This window comes from Vibrio sp. 10N.222.55.A1 (genome assembly GCF_041473835.1).
GTDB classification, from domain to species: Bacteria; Pseudomonadota; Gammaproteobacteria; order Enterobacterales; family Vibrionaceae; genus Vibrio; species Vibrio crassostreae_C.
The window spans coordinates 1-18,347 of the sequence record NZ_JBFRSX010000076.1; the positions used below are offsets into that span (position 1 = coordinate 1).

Sequence of the window (18,347 nt, forward strand, 5' to 3'; positions counted from 1 at the left end):
GGACGGGATTGAACGTAATAATTATCGCAGAAACTTCTTTTTTATTTTCAATCATAAACTTATCATTATCTTATTTTATAAAAACTGATTATAGCTAAACTACTAACAACCGAGAAAAATAAAATTAAAGACAGATTTCCAACTAAGGAATGGGCTGGAAGTATAATCCAACCCGACCTAATCAGTTATTCCTAAAGGTGTGATTTATATATTTTATCAAGATTATCTACTTGATCGAAAAAATACGCTATTGAATCTTTCGGTACATCAATATCATCTCCAAGCTTCATTTTTTCATACTGGGTGATAACATTATTTATTGCACTCTCCAATTCCTCTGAATCAGAAGAGAATGGAATAACATTCCCATTTTCACCTTCAATAATACACTCAGTAACACCACCGGAGTCAGTAGTAATAACCCAAACATTTCTAGCAATAGCTTCCCTGACGGTTAAACCAAAGCTTTCTTTACACCTGGAAGGGAATAACAATACATCGATAGAACCAAAAAAATCATCAATATTATTTTGGTTATACCCAGGAACGATAGTACAATTATTTACGTCCGATAAAATATGATCCGGATAAGATTTATGCCCTAAGTTTATCATATTATCTACGATTCTTAAAAAAACGTTAGGATTATTAATATTAGAAAAAGCTTTTATTACTAAGTCACTACCTTTAATCGGAGTATTACCCCCAACATAACCAAAAGTTATACGACCGTTAAATTTTTTAACTATTGATGCTTCCGGCATAAGAATGCCATTTTTATTAACGGTTAAAGGCTTAGTGTGCATATTATTTACATCATGAAGCTCAGCAGTATATCTACTCGGAGCTAAGACTTCACATGCATTCTTGAGGTAGTGTCTGAGTTCAGAATCCCGAAGCGAAGGCACTTTTTTATTCTCGGTACAATTCTTACATTTGCTTAAATCAATTTTATTTTGACCACAGAACTCGCCTTTTGAATCGATCATAAACTGCTTATAACATAGCCACCAAGCATCATGAACAGTGATAATGTAGTTTATATCATTATCAATACAGCTTTGAATAACACCGACTCCCAGCCCTTGTAAGCAATGCATATGGGCTAGATCAGGCTTAACAACTTCTAATATTTTAGCTACTGGATCTACAATTGATTTATTGTTGTAAAGCTCCATATCCTCATTTGGTACAGGCACACCAAATACAGTTACACCGTCTACTTCATAACGAATAGGTTCATAAGAGCGTAGAGCATCATCGACAGGAAGAGTCGTAACCACATACACTTCATAGCCTTTATGTCTTTGTAAAAGCTTATTTATCTGCTCTGTGACGATCGTAGCACCACCAAAGGACCTTGGAGAGTAAAAAACGTTGAATACAACTATTCTTGGTTTGCTCTTAGTGCAACTATAATCTCTTACAATTGGCATTAACTGGGAGTTTGCAATCGACTCTGTATTATAGCGAGCCAAAACAGTAGTATTTGCTTTGATTGCCATATCTTGTCGTGTTTGCTCACAACTAACGAGTTTTGTAAGCTTGTCAAACCACTCAACCTGATCACTAGCTATATAACCATTTATGCCATCGTTTATTACATCGACAAAGGCACTCAAAGGAGATGATACAGACGGGAGTTTTACTATAGATGCTTCAATATATTTAATATTACTTTTAGCTTCATTAAAAATATATTTCTCTAAGGGTGCAATACTGATATCGCACTCAGATAGTAGACGCAAATACTCGGAGTAAGTACAAAGTTCAAAACGTTCTACTTGAGCATCAAGACCGTCAAAACAAGATGGTAGCTCCAATAAGCCAATAATTCTAAAAATAACTTGAGAGTTTTCTCTCAGTACTTTCGCAATAGACAAAGCGGCTTCTTCGAAATCAATATTATGAGTTGATGTCCCTGACCCATACACAATTCGAATTTTATTGTCTACTTTCTGTTCATTGTCCGAATTTTTTAATATCTCATTAACGAGTTGAAGAGTCTCTGAGTCTAGGCAATTTTCAAGTACGAAAACATTTTCGACGCCTTCCGCCTTCATTGAATCAGCTAAGCCAGAGGTCGAAGCAATTGCCATATCACACGCAAGAAGTGCACGCTTATAAGAATTAGCACCTTCCAATACTTGAGCTCTCACTTCGCTCGAAAGATCACTAATAGTTTTACTCTCTGCGAGTATAGTTTCGTTAAAGATAAGATCATCAACTTCCCAAAAAGTTCTTACATTGAGGCGTTTACACTCATCAATCAAAGCCAATACAGTATCAGTGCTTGGAACCCGATAAAAAATAACTACTGATGAGTGGGATATACTCATCCTCGACTTATAGTAATCAGTCCAAGAGACCACTTCACACTTAAAGCCCAATAGCTCCAGCATTTCTTTTTTCTGTGTAACTCTGTATTTAGTACACTGTTGTATACTTAACTCCGCGATGATTGTGACTGAGTTTAGACAAACGCCATGAGCTAATACTGAAGGTTTGTTGATAAAGTCCCTCTCAATAAAACTATGGACATGTCCTCTCGCTGAATTACTCAAAGCTGTGCGTACTAGAGTGCGTAAACCGCCTGATTTAAAGACTTGAAAAGCATAATTTAAGGTATTTCTCAGACCTTTCTGACGGATAATTCGAGGTAGATAGAGGGCGAGTTCCTTCACTCTCTTGACTTTTGAAAGTACGGCTATAATTGGCTGCACAGCTCTCCAAGTGTTAGAACTCTCAATGGAACTTAAACGGTTAACAGCGCTATCAAGAGAGTCGATTTGCTCTTCTAACGATTCAACCTTATCACTTAATGAGTTATTTTCATTAGTCAAAGTACTTACTTCATCTAAAACTTTACTTCTGAAGAAGTCTGATTTTGAGTATAAATCAAAAAAATTTTGGTATTTTTCAGAAGGAAAGTTTATGTCGGAACCAATGCGAGTATATAACTCATCGAGTATTGCTTTAGCCGATGCAAATTTACCGACACCAATTAGATAGTCATATAACTTATGATATTTAGAAGACTCAGAGCATTCAGAATGCACAACGTATGACAAAAGTTCTAGATCGAAATCCAAAAAGCGACGTTCAACACGAAACTGTTCATACTCACTTCGGAAAAACTTTGAGTCATTGGTAGCCAAACTCAAATTCTGACCGTCTCCTCTCACCCGATACGCAGACAGTTTATGGCTAAGTAATGTAATATCTTCAGTAGAAGACAACCTTAACCACAGATCGTAGTCTTGAAGTTGAAGTAGCCTTTCATCGAAATAACCATACTCTTCAAAAATGTCTTTATGGAACATACCTGAAGTCGCACACAACATATTTCCACAATCAATGAAATGCTTTTTTATCTCTAAACTACTAAATTCCTTATTAAATATACGGGATAATTCATGATCGCAGACATTTTTCTCATCATCAATAGTGTCCACCCAAGAGAAAGAAAAACGAGCCCCACTCTCAAGCATCAACTTCAATTGCATTGCTAGTTTGCTATCGTAATAAAAGTCATCACCTGAAAGTAAAGTAATATAAGTTCCCTTGGCATTTCTAATTGCTAAGTTAGATGCATGAGAAGGAAAGGTATTATTATCAAGGGCGATTAATTTAATTTTATCGCTTTCAGATTTATACTTTTTTACTACTTCAACCGTACCATCTGTAGAGTTATTATCGACAATAATTAGCTCAAAGTTTTTATAACTTTGAGATAAACAACTTTCAATAGAATCTGAAATGTAATTTTCATGATTATAAGTAACCATGCATATTGAAATTAGAGGAAGGCTCGATTCATTCATAATTAATTAGACCAGCTATTGATCAAGTTCACTATATGTTTTTGTTCTGATTCAGTCAAAATAGGGCTTATCGGTAGGCTTAAAATATCATCACAAATAGCTCTAACTTCATTTTTGTGTTCTATTTCAGCGTACGCCACCTGTTCGTTGACAAATTTAGGGTAGTGTTTTTGAGTTTGAACACCATTTTCTAACAAGTACTCACTCAATTTTTCTCGTTCAGATGTCTTGATAACAAATAAATGAAAAACATGGCTTTCTTCATATTTCCATTCAGGGAGTGTTACTAAATCATTGTTAATATTATCAATGTAATAACGTGCAACCCTTTGACGATTTTCAATATCTTCATCAATGTACTTAAGCTTAACTCTTAAAATAGCTGCTTGTATTTCATCTAACCTGCTGTTCACACCTTTGTAAATATGCTCATACTTTATGTGGGAGCCATAGCTTCTTAATGCAGAAACTATTTCCTTTAGCTTCTCGTCACTTGTTGTAATTGCACCGGCATCACCTAGAGCACCTAAGTTTTTCCCTGGATAGAAACTGAAGGCACCAGCATGGCCCCAAGATCCCGCTTTTTTCCCATCAATCATAGCTCCATGTGCTTGTGCACAATCCTCTAGTACCAACAGGTCATAGTCTTCAGCTAGCTTACAAATTTCTTTCATTGGAGCTAATTGACCGTACAGATGTACCGGTAGTATAACTTTGGTCTTTGATGTGATTTTTTGAGCGATTTTGGAAACATCGATGTTAAAGTTATTTGGATCTGCATCAACTAATACAGGAGTCAAGTTACACTCGGAAATAGCAAGCACCGATGCTATAAAAGTGTTAGAAGGGACAATAACTTCATCACCTTCGTTAATCAACCCCATAATTTTCCAAGATTTTAAAGTAAGCGTTAAAGCATCTAAGCCATTGCCAACACCGATACAATATTTGGTTTGACAGTACGTTGAGAACTCTTTTTCAAACTGTTCTAACTCATTTCCCATAATATACCAACCAGAATCAACAACCCTGTCAAAGGAAGCTTTAATCTCGTCTTTATATCTTTCGTTAAGTGTCTTTAAGTCTAAAAATGGGATCATGATTGGTACTCGATAAATTTTTTGTTTTCATTGAAAAAGGTGTTGTAACAAGGCTTTGAATATTCGAAATAATAATCAAACTCAGATTCTGATACTATTTTAGCGCCGAATTTTTCGTGGAATCGAATTACTGATTTGTTATCTTTTCGTACGTCAAAATGACAGTTTTCAAAGTCTAAATGTTTAAAAGCAAATTCATAAACTAGTAACGCACTTTCGATTGCTGAAGTACGTGTTTTATCACTATTTAGTATCCAACTTCCCCAGCAAAATGAATTACGTTCATTGAGAAAATCGTACAGCCTGACTGTACCAATTGGAACACCATCAAGTCGATTTATAATAAAATAGTATTCTTTCTTCGCATCTTCTCGTTTTTTATAGTCTGACAGCCATTGCTTTTGAGAACTGATATCAGCACTTGTTCTAGATAAGTGCTTGTTCAATTGAGAATTATTCCTTAAAGAGAGTATGAACTCGGCATCATCTAAAGTAGCCAATTTTATATATATAGTTTTACCACGCATATTAATTACCTTTTACATAACATAGGAAATCATCGTAATCTCTAATATAATCTGACTCATCGTAAACATTACTCGCGAGTACTAACAAAACACAATCATGAGAAAAATCGTGCATTTCTCTCCATTTACTATTGTCGATATACAACCCTTTACTTGGGTTATCGAGTACGATGCTCTTTCTCAACCTACCATCATCGAGGACAATTCTACAGCTACCCTTCACACAAATCGCTACCTGCTCTAAGTTTTTGTGAGCATGAAAACCTCTAGAAATTTCATTCTTTGTATCATAGATATAATAAACTCGTTTTATATCAAACGGGATATTGCGTTGCTCTTCTAGGGATATCAGTGAGCCTCTTTGATCACCAAGGACGCTGAACTCTAACATTTTAATCATCTAGTTTTTCCAATAGTTTTTCTAGTTCTGTGACATTAACTTTCGCATCGCCGTGAACACAGCTTGAGTTATCATCAGGAGTAGTAAGGAAGTGAATCAAATGAACATTTGAAACATCTGCTAAGGGCTGAAATACATAATAGTTAGTGCTTTGTGCCGATGGGTATAGCGATATAGCTGTACTACCTGGTTTCATGAATAATAAATTGGTAAAGGCAGCACCAGAAGCACCGACTATAACTTCAGCTTGTGAAAATAAACTATACTGATCAACAAAATCAAGAGAACCAGGATCAACAAAGTCGAATCCTTTCTTATACAGTAACCTCTCTAAATCTAGAACATTACTGAGCTTCCTTAGTTTGGTGTTTTCTCTTTGCAAGTATATTTTTTTGTTTTTCAAAATATAATTGTTCGATAGTGTGTTTTTTGACAATTTATCTTTAACTTTTTTCAAACAATCAGAAGAAACAAAAAACTCCTTTTTCGGATTAGGCAAAGACCGAGTATTATCAAGAGAAGTCCATAAAGGAGTACAATAGATTAAACTTTCGCAATAAACTAACTGACCCTTTTTTACGTGACAGAGATGATATTCAGTATTTTTTAACTCAGTCAAGAGAAGTTCGATAAGGGAAAGACTTTGTTGAGGGGTTCCCTCTTCAACTAAAATGGTTATTTTTTCATCTTTAGATCCAATATACTCCATCATATTAACTAGCTTTGGTATAACCTCTGTAACCCAGTGATAATAATTATTCGAATGTTCTTTTAATAAACTTACTACCAATCCATCTAGAGTTAACTTTTCACGAATAAACGAAATCTGAAAATCGAAACCTTCCTTTTCTTCATATTTCAAGAAAATATCTGGCCGCTTTAAATCATGAATATTTTCCATTAGGCTTAATTCATGATGGTACATATTTATTCCGGAAATTACAGCATCTGTAGAACCAATAACCTGAACTCCGCTTAAACGCACAACTTTTGTATCAGGTAGTCTACCTTCAAGCGATGAACGTTTACATTCCTGATTATCTACATACAAGAGTGGTCCCTGTACACTTGCATAACGTTCCGACACATGTCTGATAATTTCACAGTCCCCCCCCAATAACTCTAAACCCTCAACAAGCCGTACATCAAGGCAATTATCTTCAGGTTTGTTTTCTTTAGATTTAAAGAAACTTATTACTTTAAAAAAAATATGACGATAGAATATTATACTGTCAACATATTGGTGACGAATAAATCTAGGGAACAAATAATATATACTTCTCAATAACATATAAGATCCATTGGTAATTTTACAAACTATTAATCCAAAGCGTTCAATTCAACATCGCGCATAATTATCGTTTCAACAAACGAGCATACCCAAAGCCTGATCGACCAAAACCATTTCCGTTATAAAACATAAGATAACTTTCTTTTACTTTTATTACATGAGGGTATGCTATCATTTCAGAATCCCAGCCCGAAGCGCTAATATCAATTCCTGAAAGGTCGTCATTTCTATTCCAAACAATTCCATCCTTCGACTCGGCATATCCAATACGATAGCTAGCTTTTGGATCAGTTCTATAGTTTGTGAAATTACGGTATGAAAACCACATGAGATATCTTCCATTTTCTTTGACTACAGAAGCTTTTACGATACCTGCCTCTTCCTCATTTTTATAGTCTATGGCGACTTTTCCTTCTCTGACCCAATTGATCCCATCTTCAGACTCAGCATATTTGATATGATAACGAGGTTCCGATTTACCATTGACAACCTTCCAACCAGTACAGGATAAATACCAATTTTTCCAAACGCCATCATCAAATAAAACGCAAGTAGATGCAGAAAAATAAGGTTCTTTCCAATCTCTATCCCACAACGGTCCTTCGGAGAACCTAACAAATGTATCATCGGAAGAAGAGGCGATAGCTAAACCTACACTGTTGTGGTAGGAAATATTATCCCTAACATTCCACCCGATATAATATAACCATCGTTCATCACCTCGATTAACAACCCATGACGGCATTACCCCTCTATCATCAAATGTACCTAAGCTTCCAAGGTCTAGTAGAGGGCTTTCATTAATATGAAGAATCTCTAAAGGGTTATCCGCATTAAGATCGACAAATGTTGGTAGACTTAAACCATCAATATTTCTAGTAGCAAAATATACACGTATAATATTCTTGTCTTCAATATACTCAGCAACTGGAGCTTGAGCATGAGTAACGCTCCAAGGAATAGTATTATCGGGTTTATATATCAGCCCCATCTTTTCCCATTTATGAGGATTAGAATACGTCATAGCTAAAACGAGTCCCTTTTTTCTTTGCAGGATGACCGATATACACTCCCCATTCTTCTGTTTCTTTTAAAGTTAGACTCGAAGACATTGATAAGAGTGTACCTTTGGCTAGATTGGAACCATCTCTTATAGTCGAATTAACACCTAGAAAGCAATTCTCGCCAATTACACAGTGTCCTGACATTACGACATGTGAAGTAAAAAAAGCATGGTCTTTAACTATACCGTGGTGCCCAATATGGTTTCCACTCCACAGCACTACATTATTTCCAATTTCAGTAAATGGTTGAATCGTATTATTCTCCAATATAAAACAATTGTCTCCAATAACACTGTTAAAAACAGTAGCTTTTGAACTGACATACGAAATGAAGTCATATCCTTTTTCTTTACCTTCTAAGTATACTTTTTCTCTTAAAGTGTTCATTCTCTTCGCCATCATTGGCGCAAACAAATCATACTTTTCTGGAGGGTATTTTTTTTCCAACTCCTCAAAAGGTGTAACAGGAAGATTATTAAATCGTTCACACTTCATATACTTTTCATGGACTGTAAAAGCAACTACTTTGTATGGTGAATCCGTAGTCAAATAGTAATACGCAAGTTCGGCAAAGTCTTCAACCCCGAATAAAACAATTGGCTTCATCACTCCCCCTATTTATAGACGTAGACTGTATATTCATATAAGCCATAGTCATTACGTATGATGTATTTCCTAGAGATATTTTTTGACAAAAACTCCGTGAGCAAGTCCAGAGAAAGGTGAAATAAATCATCTCTCTCCCAATCTACATTTTTTGACATTACATTGAACGCCATACCTGTATTTACCTTTTTAAAAACACGAGTCAGTACGGCTTGGAAAAAAGAAAACATTTCTTCGAATGAGAGATCACATTTTTCAGTAAAAACTCCATTTAGAATCGCGTAGTCAAACTGTGGTAAGTCGGTATCATTTCTTAATATATCAACACAATAGTAGTTGTTTCCTGGAAACTTATCCTTAGACAAGGTTACAAACTTCCTTGATATATCAAGGCCCGAATAATCTACATTATTAAGCTCAATATCTTTCAAGTATTCAAAAAAATGAGAAGCCCCACAGCCAAAATCTAATAAAGAAATACGAGAGTTAAGATCTTCTTGTACAATTAAATCTTTCATAACTGAATATCGTAACTTCGCGTCTTCTTTATTTGGCCAATCGACACCTAAATGAGTGTCACCATATAAATCTAAACATTTTTCGTAATGTTTCATTATCGTAAGATGTTGATTTTTCATAATTAGCCCTATGATTTGACCTTAGCAAAACTGTTTTCAATCGCTAAGGTAATAAATTTGACTTAAAAGATCAGGAAAAAATAGCAAGGCAACGCTTATATAGCTTTACAAAAAGCCTTGACAGTTTATTTAAAAAATTAGGTCGATCTAAACGTTCAAGCAATTGATTGTTTATAGATTTCATTTCAATAACTTGCTCATTTATAACTTTAATTTCAGAATTTTTCACTTCTGTTTCTTTTTGCATGGCCTCTATGAAATCTTCCTTGTCTTTTATTGTGCTTTTTAAAAGGTTAATTTCATCTTGTTGATAGCCAATTGACAACTGCAAGCTCTGTATTACTTCAGTATCGTGAGCAATCCTTTTCTCACTAGATAGATTATGTTCATAGAAATACTCAACTAACTTAAAAAGCTCGTTGTGTTCAAAATTATTTAAACTTTCAATAATTTCTTGCTTATAATTATTGTATTCAGATAAGGACGATCTAATGTATAATGGCATATAGTTTTGTTCATATCTATTTCCAAAGCCACGATTATATCTAACGATTGCTTCTAAGTTTTTCTTTAATTGAGATAACTTACTTAACCGACTCCATTCGCCATTTATGTGAATCCTATACGATGACATAGATTCATCAATATAGCGAATCGGACCAAGCTCCGACATCAATGTTAACAAGAGCCAGTCGCCAGGATTTTTCCTAAAGAAGTCAAAATCTATTTTTTTCATCATACTTATTCGATATAACATCGATGATGTATGAAAATATGCTAATCCCTTTGTAAAATCATCAATCGTAAAAGTGTTCTTTATGCTTTGATTAACAATATATTCGTATTCGCCTTTACTCTGTTTTTTAATAACTTTAGTATTGTGTGAACAACCGGAGTAGTCAGGTAGTTTTTCCAAAATTTCGAACTGTTTTTGTAGCTTATTTACATCAGTCCAATAATCATCACCTTCACAAAGAGCAATATACTTAGCACCACTATTAAGGCATCTAGGATAAAGCTCATCAATAACAGATTTTCCCCTTGTATTTTTTTCAGGAAGAATCAACTCCAATTCAGAGCCATGCCTGCGTCGAAGATCATAACACTTCTCTCTCGTACCATCACTCGAACAATCATCTAAAAGAATCAGTTTAAATGTAAATGTTGTCTTTTGACTCATGACTGATTCAACAGCTTGTTCAATATAATCTGCATGGTTATAAGTACACATCCATACGATTACTAAAGGAGAATCACTCATTATAACTCCATGAATAAATTATTACAGGTACGTCTTTCCATTGAACATAAGAACATCTATGATAGAAAGATTACTGACGAACTCATTAGAAAATTGCTCATAACCCAAAGATTTATTCTCCATGAATCTTAATTCAACATTATTATTTAAGAATACATCTCGTGTATAGAGCTCTCTCCCTCCAACGGCATTTATATATACACTAGCACATTCTTTTTTACATATATCGATAATTCTATCTTGCCCTTTTAACTGGGAGTTATTGTAGCTAGACGAGCTTATAACGAATTCTGAATTAATATCTAAGTGTTTAGCAACATTAACTATGCTATTGGTTATAAATTCGGATAAACTCTCTGCTTTATAATCAATAATTTTACTTACCAAAGCGTAAGTTTCATCAAAATGAGGGGCTCGTTTATAATTTAACTCTATTGTTTTAAGAAACTTGGTCTTCCATAATGATATTTGAGGAGAGAGCAATATTTCATTTATACGTCTATTCTGGCTAGCGTTAACCAGAGGCATTGTAAACATTTTAGGCTCTCCGGATATTAATATACGATTCCTATTAATCCATCCTTTTTTTATATAGTTGACATCATCATAAATTACAAATTTGTCGACTGACTTAATTAACTCAAAATAACCGAAGTATGGGAAAAAGTAGGGTTGCATTATTGCTACTTTCATCGAGAAGCCCTAATAACATCAATTACATTACTCGCCTCATTTATAGAAAGGTCAGAGTATATTGGGAGGCATAGAACTCTAGCACTTATATTCTTTGCAACACTAAGACTGCCTTGTCTAAAAATCTCTCGATTATTTTTATAAACATCAAAATCAGATACTAGCGGATAAAAGTATTTTCTTGATAAGATATTGTTATCTTTTAATATTTCATAAAGCATATCACGATCAATGCCAAATTCGTGTTCATTAACTACTATTGGAAAGTATGAGTAATTATATTTTACCTTATCAGATTCCTTCAGAATTTCGATACCAGGCACGTCAGATAGCTTTTTACGGTAAAAATCAGAAATGCTCTTGCAATAAGTGATTTGCTCCTCAACATACTTTAACTGAGCTAAGCCAAAAGCAGCCTGTACTTCATTCATTTTCCCATTAATCCCGATATCAACCACTGATTCTTCTCCAGCAAAGCCAAAGTTTTTCAAAAAGTCGATCTTTTTCTTCATATCAGGACAGTTTGTTATTAGAGCTCCACCTTCAATCGTATTGAATACCTTTGTAGCATGAAAACTCATCATTGATAAGTCACCGAAATTCAAAATAGACTCACCATCAACTTCAACGCCAAAGGAATGAGCTGCATCATAAAAAACTTTCAAATTATATTTATCAGCAATAGATTTTAGAGCTTTTACATCACATGGGTTTCCATAAACATGAACAGGCATTATAGCTTGTGTTTTTTCAGAGATTAAGCACTCTATCTTAGAGGGATCCAAATTATAGCTATCAGGATCTATATCACAAAACACAGGGGTACAACCATTCCATTCAATTGCATGAGAAGTTGCTACAAACGTAAAAGGAGTGGTAATAACCTCTCCAGTTATGCCTAAAGCTTTGAGACCAGTCAATAAAGCAATAGTACCATTACAAAACAAAGAAACATACTTGACGCCAAGATGATTAGCTAAGGCTCTTTCTAATTCTTGGTGATAGTGCCCGCCATTAGTAAGCCATTTTCTATCCCAGATATCCTCTAACATTTGGTTAAATTCACTAAGAGGCGGAAATGAGGGCTGTGTTACTTTAATTGTCATGTCTTATTCTCCCAAGGAAAAGAGTCATCGCTCTCAACACGAACCCCAACAAAAGCTGCAAGCTTTTGATAGGATTTTGTCTCCGCAACATTTAAAACCAATAATTGTTCAGGCTTATCTTTAAAGAATTCCTTTACGTCTTTCTCGTGCTTTTCATATAAATCTATGTAATGCTTTTTATCATAAAGCGGTACGCTTGGATAATCATACATAATTTTCATTGCATCCAAACTATATCCCTTATAGCGATACATAGATTTATCTAGATCATGCTTAGAGGGCAAGGTAGTCTCATCAGTTGAAAAGACTTTGGTATGAAATCGAGTAAGAGAGTCATACCACTGCTCTGCTGAATCTCTCAACGTCAAAATAAACTTGGCATTCGGGTATTGTTCAAAGATTTTTTTATATGTTCCAGGCAGAGAAAAAGGAATATCTTGAAAAGCATCAGCCATTTCACAAAATCTGAGTATTTTTTCAAATTGATTATTGTTCCAATCAAATATTAGCATTTCTGCTGTAGCTTGGTCCCCTAAAGTAAAACCAAATAACCGAAAGGCATTTTCTAATGAAGTTGTACCTGTTTTATTGAACCCTATACAAAAATACTTTGTATTACTGTTAATTGCACTCATTTATATATCCACTTTAAAATTCAAGTAGCCTCTAATTTTGGTCAATCTCTTTTACCGTCAATTTAGGAAAAACATGAACCTTGGACCATAATGTTATTTCTGGCCTAACTTTAACTTTAAACAAGTAGGCATTAGGTATTGCATCTATAAAATTATAGGACACATTTTCCACTAGTGTTGACGTAATTGTGGCTTGGATTGAGTAATGGTTATATTGTAATGGAACTCTAAAGTCATAATCTACAATATGACGACTTCCTTTCTTTATATCAATTAACTCCCCCTCAGAAAGAAGGCAACCTCCTGATATAATGTTGATTTTCTTATCATCAAAGACCTGAAAATTAACACTCACATTGTCTTCTATATCACTTTCAATATGTATTCTTAGTCTAACTTCTTCATTGAAATCAGCCTCATCCACTAACTCGCCATTCTTGTCTAAAAGTTCAACTAAAGTTATGTTTGCGCCGCCTGAACCATATCGAAATTCTGCAACGCGGTCCTTAAACACTTTTAAACTCTTTAAATCTCTTGTCTCTTTTGCATCAGTACTTGGTAATATATTAGAATTCAGTTCGGGCTGATCAATCACAGCAAGGTCTTTAGAAATACTATCGCTTTGTTCCTCACGCATCTCTCTCATATATAATTCAGCGATTTCTCCAGCGTGACCTTCAGCATGAAGAACTCCATTTTTGATGTAAATTGCCCTCTCACACAAACTCTTCACACTGCTAATATCATGACTTACGAAAAGAACTGTGGTGCCATTCTCTTGAATTCGCTTCATCGCTGTCATACATTTAGCTTGAAAGTTCATGTCACCAACGGCTAATGCCTCATCCACAATAAGTATGTCGGGCTCGATACTGATAGCTATAGAGAATGCTAATCTCGCAAACATACCTGAAGAATAACCACGTACAGGCTGATTGATATGATCACCGATATCTGCAAATGAAATAATCTGATCTAGTTTTTTGTCAACGTTTTCTTTAGACACTCCCATCAAAGAGCTGTTAACGTATATGTTTTCTATTCCTGTTAACTCATTATTAAATCCAGTGCCTAACTCTAGAATCGACGAAACAACCCCATTAACTTCGGAAGTACCTGATGTTGGGGTCAAAACTCCGGTAATTATCTTAAGAAGCGTTGACTTGCCTGCACCATTTTGTCCAATTATTCCAACAGTTTCACCTCGTCTTATATCAAAACTTACATCTCTTAGGGCATAAAAGTCCTCGTGATAGATTTTTCTGAATGGGTGAAGAGCTTCTTTAAAACGATCCTTAGGGTTGTGGTACATTGGATAAGTTTTAGTTAAATTTCTACAACTTATGGCAAGTTCGTTCATCATTTAAACCTTTTATAACACATCCGCAAAGTGCGGTTTTAATCTTTTAAAACAAACAGTCCCAAGTAGTAAAGTAATCAAAGTCACCAACCAAAAATAAGCGGTCCAACTCATCGATTCCCAAAACCATAACTCGGTTGTTAGCGTATTCCTATAACCTTCAGTGATATAAAATACAGGATTTAGCTTGAGCACCCATTGATACTCTTGTGGTATCATAGCGATATCCCAAAAAATAGGAGTGCCCCAAAAGCCTAACTGTATAGTTACTGCAATAAGTTGACCTATATCTCTAAAGAAAATTACGATAGAAGATGTAATCCATGAAACACCTAGCATCAGTAATAGTGAGCAAAACACGTAATATGGTATTTGCAACCAATTAATACTTGGATAATAGCCATATATAGTTGCTATAAAAAAAAGTATAAGAATGAAGAATAAATGAATTATTAATGCTGATATTATTTTTACTATTGGAAGCAAGCTAACTTTAAATACTATCTTCTTTACAATACTAGCTTGTTCGATAATTGAGTTAGTTGCATTTGACAACATCTCCGCAATAAAAAACCATGGGATCATTGCAGATACTAACCAAAGGGTGAATGGAACCCCGTTAGATGTCGGCTGCGCTTTAAAACCAACTTGAAAAACAAACCATATTATCGTAATCGTAACAAGTGGCTGAACGAAAGCCCAAATACCACCAAACAAAGAGCCAAGATATCGATTCTGGATATCACGTTTTGCCATCGAAATTAATAATTCGCGGCTACCATAAATGTCCTGAATAAATTTAAAGGGTAATTTGTACATTTTACTACCTTGCAATTGCATCTAACAGTGTGTTGAGTCCATAAATCCAGTTTACTTCGAAAAATCAACTACAGATAATAGCTCATGGAGTGTTTGACCCTTCCTATCCTTTTCAGATAGAGTAACGCAATCAGTAATCGGCCAATCAATATTTACAGTTTGTTCGTTCCAGATCAAACAATGCTCAGCGTTCGGGTTATAGTAATCTGTGCATTTATAAACAAACTCAGCTTCATCGCTAGTCACATAGAACCCATGTGCAAACCCCTCAGGGATCCAAAGTTGACGCTTATTTTCTGAAGATAAATACTCGCCAACCCATTGACCAAAGGTTGGCGAACCTTGTCGAATATCGACGGCAACATCAAACACTTCACCAGAAACCACGCGAACTAACTTGCCTTGAGTGTTTTCGGTTTGGTAATGCAGGCCGCGTAAGATACCTTTTTTTGATTTGGAATGGTTATCTTGAACAAACTGCGTTGGTTTACCTGTTACGAGCTCTTCAAATTGCTTTTGATTCCAGGTTTCCATAAAGAAACCACGTTCATCACCAAACACACTTGGCTCTATAATTTTCACATCTGGAATACTAGTATTAATTATTTTCATAATATTATTCAATTTCTATCTTTAAAATATAGTTTAGAAGCTAAAAAACCAACGGGTATAGATACAAGCATAGAAGCGATATAAGCTTCGCTCTCAGTAAACTTATAGACCTCAACCGCAACCTTTAAAATAACCCAACCACTAAAAAATTGAGCTAAATACACAACTGGGTAGGTGATCAATCCTCTGATTGATAGCGATTTATTAAATGTCCATGACCCATTTAATATATACGATGTAACGATACCTATACAGTATGATACTGAATAGGAAACATTATAATTGACAAACTCTATTAGCATCATGAAAGTCACATATGAGACTATGGTATTCACCGCGCCAACAGTCAAAAACTTGATCAACCGGTTCCCAATAACTCTATTTATTAATTGCTTGTTCATATAACTTTCTAATATTCTCATTCATGAACGATGGGGACCAAATACCACCGTAGGTATTAGTGCAGCACACTATATTCAAATTATTAGTCGCGTTTTTCTCATATGATAACAATAATCTCTTACGTATTTTCCTTTCAACTAAGCTTTTTATTTCACCTATCGATGAGGCTTTTCCATTTGCTAAGTGGTAGATATTACTTCCATCATCATAAGAAGTTATAACCACACCACATATAAACTTTGAAATATCATCTACAGACGTATAGTCTCTCAACGTATCGGCATTTCCATAAATTTTTGTTATTTTATTCTCTATACCATTTTTGATAAGAACTTGGACAAGCCCCATTCTATTATTGGTGTTTATAGAACCGTATACAGAGCTCAACCTAAATATGAAAGGGCGAAGTCTAAAACTACTTTTCAACAAAGTCTTTTCTTGTGAGAGCTTTAATCTTCCATATGCTCTTTGAGGGCAGGGCTTCATCTTATCATGAATAGAAACCTGCCCTTCAAATAAGCCTCCGATTGAACTAATAAGATAAAATGATAAAATTTCACCTTTAGTTTCTAACAAATTATAAATAGCTCGTATGATCTTTAAAAAGAAAGCGTCTTCTATATTGGTCTCGCTGTCCTCACTATTAAAGCCACACTTACCAGCACACCATATTATAGATACGTTTTCATGAATAGCTTCATTAATGAAATTCAAAATATCTATGACAATATGGTCTACGGACTCTTTCCAGTTAACTCTCTGTTTCCTATCTATTCTATAGCCCTTACGAATAAGTTCATTAACAATAGATTGCCCAATTAAGCCCAAACCAACAACGATAATAGAGCGGTTATTTTCCTTTCTTAGAAGATACAATGCCCTCACCCTCTAAAAAGTATTTTATCAATAAGTCTTTTTCTCTATTAACCGTTGAATAAGGTGGTTTCCCATTCGACTCTTGAACCAAAGTAGATAGATATTCAGAAATTACACCTAATATGATAAGGACTACCGATATTGTCATCAGGAGCAAAACAACTTGAGATGCCCATCCAACTATAGTTATGCTTTCAGGAACAAGCCATTTTTTAAGTGATAAGTATACCGATAGCATTATACATAAATTAAAGACTATAAAACCTAAGTATGAAGCTCCACGCAATAGCTTTGCATCTGACGTCATGAGCATACGTCTTGCGTGAGACAGCAACTTCCGAAGGCTATACCCTGACTTGCCAGTTTCAATATAACGTTTGTCTTCCAATGACGTTTTATGGATCGCAACTTTATCTGAAAACCAAGAAAGTACTACATCTAAGTAGCTTTCATGACCAACGACCGCAGCTGCGCTTCTTGCAATGGAACCTCTAATCAACCTAAAGCTGTTAAAACTCGAAATATGTGGGTTTCCAGTCAGTTTTTGAATTATCTTTTTATAGTATTTAGAACTTAGATCTCGAAAGTAAGACTGGTGAACCGGCGTATCAGAGTTGACGTATAATATGTCGGCTTCCTGTTTAACACAGACTTCTAGCATGTTTAGTATTTCTTCAGGTTGATGCTGTAGATCCTCATCCATAGTCACGATCCAATCGCCCGAAGAGTGAGATATTCCAGCTACAGTTGCCGGATGTTGTCCGTAATTTTTTGATAGCGTGACAATATGAACCCAACTCAGTGAAGATAGCTTTTTAAGCACCTCTTTAGAGCCATCTTTTGAATCATCATCGACAAAAATGAGCTCTTGAATTTCGATAGGAAAAGCGTTCTTTTCCCACTCATCCTTTACTCTTGAAACTCTTGAAGCTAGATTTTCGAGATATTCTTTTCCAGCATATACCGGGACAACAATAGAAACAGTTACTTTCATATATCAATCATTCTCGTATATTTTAATGTCAAGACCAGTTATTTCGCTTCGAGTCATATAGTTATTAACCATACTTACATATGAATTAATACAACTAGAGATATTCTCAAATAATAAGAAATAATCAAATATATATAAT

General features: G+C 34.9%; 18 protein-coding genes. All 18 read right to left on the minus strand.

Features of this window, described 5'->3' with window-relative positions:
- Nucleotides 1–191 precede the first annotated feature (191 nt).
- The 18 genes from AB4493_RS19685 to AB4493_RS19770 all read right to left on the minus strand — a co-directional run bounded on the left by AB4493_RS19685 (nucleotide 192) and on the right by AB4493_RS19770 (nucleotide 18,208).
- On the minus strand, nucleotides 192–3,824 hold the full coding sequence (locus AB4493_RS19685) for a glycosyltransferase (protein ID WP_372155647.1): 3,633 nt from the start codon (nucleotides 3,822–3,824) through the stop codon (nucleotides 192–194).
- 2 nt (nucleotides 3,825–3,826) lie between these two features.
- Nucleotides 3,827–4,924: a DegT/DnrJ/EryC1/StrS family aminotransferase gene (locus AB4493_RS19690; protein WP_372155648.1), complete on the minus strand. Its 1,098-nt coding sequence runs from the start codon at nucleotides 4,922–4,924 to the stop codon at nucleotides 3,827–3,829.
- Nucleotides 4,921–5,451, minus strand: a complete 531-nt coding sequence (locus tag AB4493_RS19695; protein ID WP_372155649.1) for a GNAT family N-acetyltransferase — start codon at nucleotides 5,449–5,451, stop codon at nucleotides 4,921–4,923. The genes AB4493_RS19690 and AB4493_RS19695 overlap by 4 nt, the downstream gene beginning before the upstream one ends.
- Before the next feature lies 1 nt (nucleotide 5,452).
- Entirely contained in the window at nucleotides 5,453–5,851 is a 399-nt protein-coding gene (locus AB4493_RS19700) for an FdtA/QdtA family cupin domain-containing protein (protein WP_372155650.1), read from the minus strand.
- The gene (locus AB4493_RS19705; protein WP_372155651.1) at nucleotides 5,844–7,142 is read right to left on the minus strand and encodes a DUF563 domain-containing protein; all 1,299 of its coding nucleotides are present in this window, start codon (nucleotides 7,140–7,142) and stop codon (nucleotides 5,844–5,846) included. Before AB4493_RS19705 ends, AB4493_RS19700 begins: the two co-directional genes overlap by 8 nt.
- A 64-nt stretch (nucleotides 7,143–7,206) precedes the next feature.
- Nucleotides 7,207–8,166 (minus strand): hypothetical protein, encoded by a 960-nt coding sequence (locus tag AB4493_RS19710; RefSeq protein ID WP_372155653.1) that lies wholly within the window; start codon nucleotides 8,164–8,166, stop codon nucleotides 7,207–7,209.
- Nucleotides 8,153–8,812 carry an acetyltransferase gene (locus AB4493_RS19715; RefSeq protein WP_372155654.1) on the minus strand — a complete coding sequence of 220 codons (660 nt, stop codon included), beginning with the start codon at nucleotides 8,810–8,812 and terminating at the stop codon, nucleotides 8,153–8,155. Before AB4493_RS19715 ends, AB4493_RS19710 begins: the two co-directional genes overlap by 14 nt.
- A gap of 8 nt (nucleotides 8,813–8,820) precedes the next feature.
- Nucleotides 8,821–9,450: a class I SAM-dependent methyltransferase gene (locus AB4493_RS19720; RefSeq protein ID WP_372155655.1), complete on the minus strand. Its 630-nt coding sequence runs from the start codon at nucleotides 9,448–9,450 to the stop codon at nucleotides 8,821–8,823.
- 70 nt (nucleotides 9,451–9,520) lie between these two features.
- Complete coding sequence (locus AB4493_RS19725; protein ID WP_372155657.1) at nucleotides 9,521–10,711, minus strand: glycosyltransferase; 1,191 nt, start codon at nucleotides 10,709–10,711, stop codon at nucleotides 9,521–9,523.
- Nucleotides 10,712–10,732: 21 nt separating this feature from the next.
- Nucleotides 10,733–11,404 carry a WbqC family protein gene (locus AB4493_RS19730; RefSeq protein ID WP_372155658.1) on the minus strand — a complete coding sequence of 224 codons (672 nt, stop codon included), beginning with the start codon at nucleotides 11,402–11,404 and terminating at the stop codon, nucleotides 10,733–10,735.
- Nucleotides 11,401–12,510 carry a DegT/DnrJ/EryC1/StrS family aminotransferase gene (locus AB4493_RS19735; RefSeq protein WP_372155659.1) on the minus strand — a complete coding sequence of 370 codons (1,110 nt, stop codon included), beginning with the start codon at nucleotides 12,508–12,510 and terminating at the stop codon, nucleotides 11,401–11,403. The genes AB4493_RS19730 and AB4493_RS19735 overlap by 4 nt, the downstream gene beginning before the upstream one ends.
- Nucleotides 12,507–13,145: a sulfotransferase gene (locus AB4493_RS19740; RefSeq protein WP_372155660.1), complete on the minus strand. Its 639-nt coding sequence runs from the start codon at nucleotides 13,143–13,145 to the stop codon at nucleotides 12,507–12,509. The genes AB4493_RS19735 and AB4493_RS19740 overlap by 4 nt, the downstream gene beginning before the upstream one ends.
- A gap of 31 nt (nucleotides 13,146–13,176) precedes the next feature.
- On the minus strand, nucleotides 13,177–14,508 hold the full coding sequence (locus AB4493_RS19745) for an ABC transporter ATP-binding protein (RefSeq protein WP_372155661.1): 1,332 nt from the start codon (nucleotides 14,506–14,508) through the stop codon (nucleotides 13,177–13,179).
- Between the two features lie 9 nt (nucleotides 14,509–14,517).
- Entirely contained in the window at nucleotides 14,518–15,324 is an 807-nt protein-coding gene (locus tag AB4493_RS19750; RefSeq protein ID WP_372155663.1) for an ABC transporter permease, read from the minus strand.
- A gap of 51 nt (nucleotides 15,325–15,375) precedes the next feature.
- A complete protein-coding gene (rfbC, locus tag AB4493_RS19755; protein ID WP_372155664.1) occupies nucleotides 15,376–15,936 on the minus strand; it encodes a dTDP-4-dehydrorhamnose 3,5-epimerase in 561 nt (186 codons plus the stop codon).
- Nucleotides 15,937–15,944: 8 nt separating this feature from the next.
- Nucleotides 15,945–16,358, minus strand: a complete 414-nt coding sequence (locus tag AB4493_RS19760) for a GtrA family protein (protein WP_372155666.1) — start codon at nucleotides 16,356–16,358, stop codon at nucleotides 15,945–15,947.
- Nucleotides 16,315–17,214, minus strand: a complete 900-nt coding sequence (locus tag AB4493_RS19765) for an NAD-dependent epimerase/dehydratase family protein (protein WP_372155667.1) — start codon at nucleotides 17,212–17,214, stop codon at nucleotides 16,315–16,317. Before AB4493_RS19765 ends, AB4493_RS19760 begins: the two co-directional genes overlap by 44 nt.
- Nucleotides 17,189–18,208 (minus strand): glycosyltransferase, encoded by a 1,020-nt coding sequence (locus tag AB4493_RS19770; RefSeq protein WP_372155668.1) that lies wholly within the window; start codon nucleotides 18,206–18,208, stop codon nucleotides 17,189–17,191. The genes AB4493_RS19765 and AB4493_RS19770 overlap by 26 nt, the downstream gene beginning before the upstream one ends.
- Between the last annotated feature and the right edge of the window lie 139 nt (nucleotides 18,209–18,347).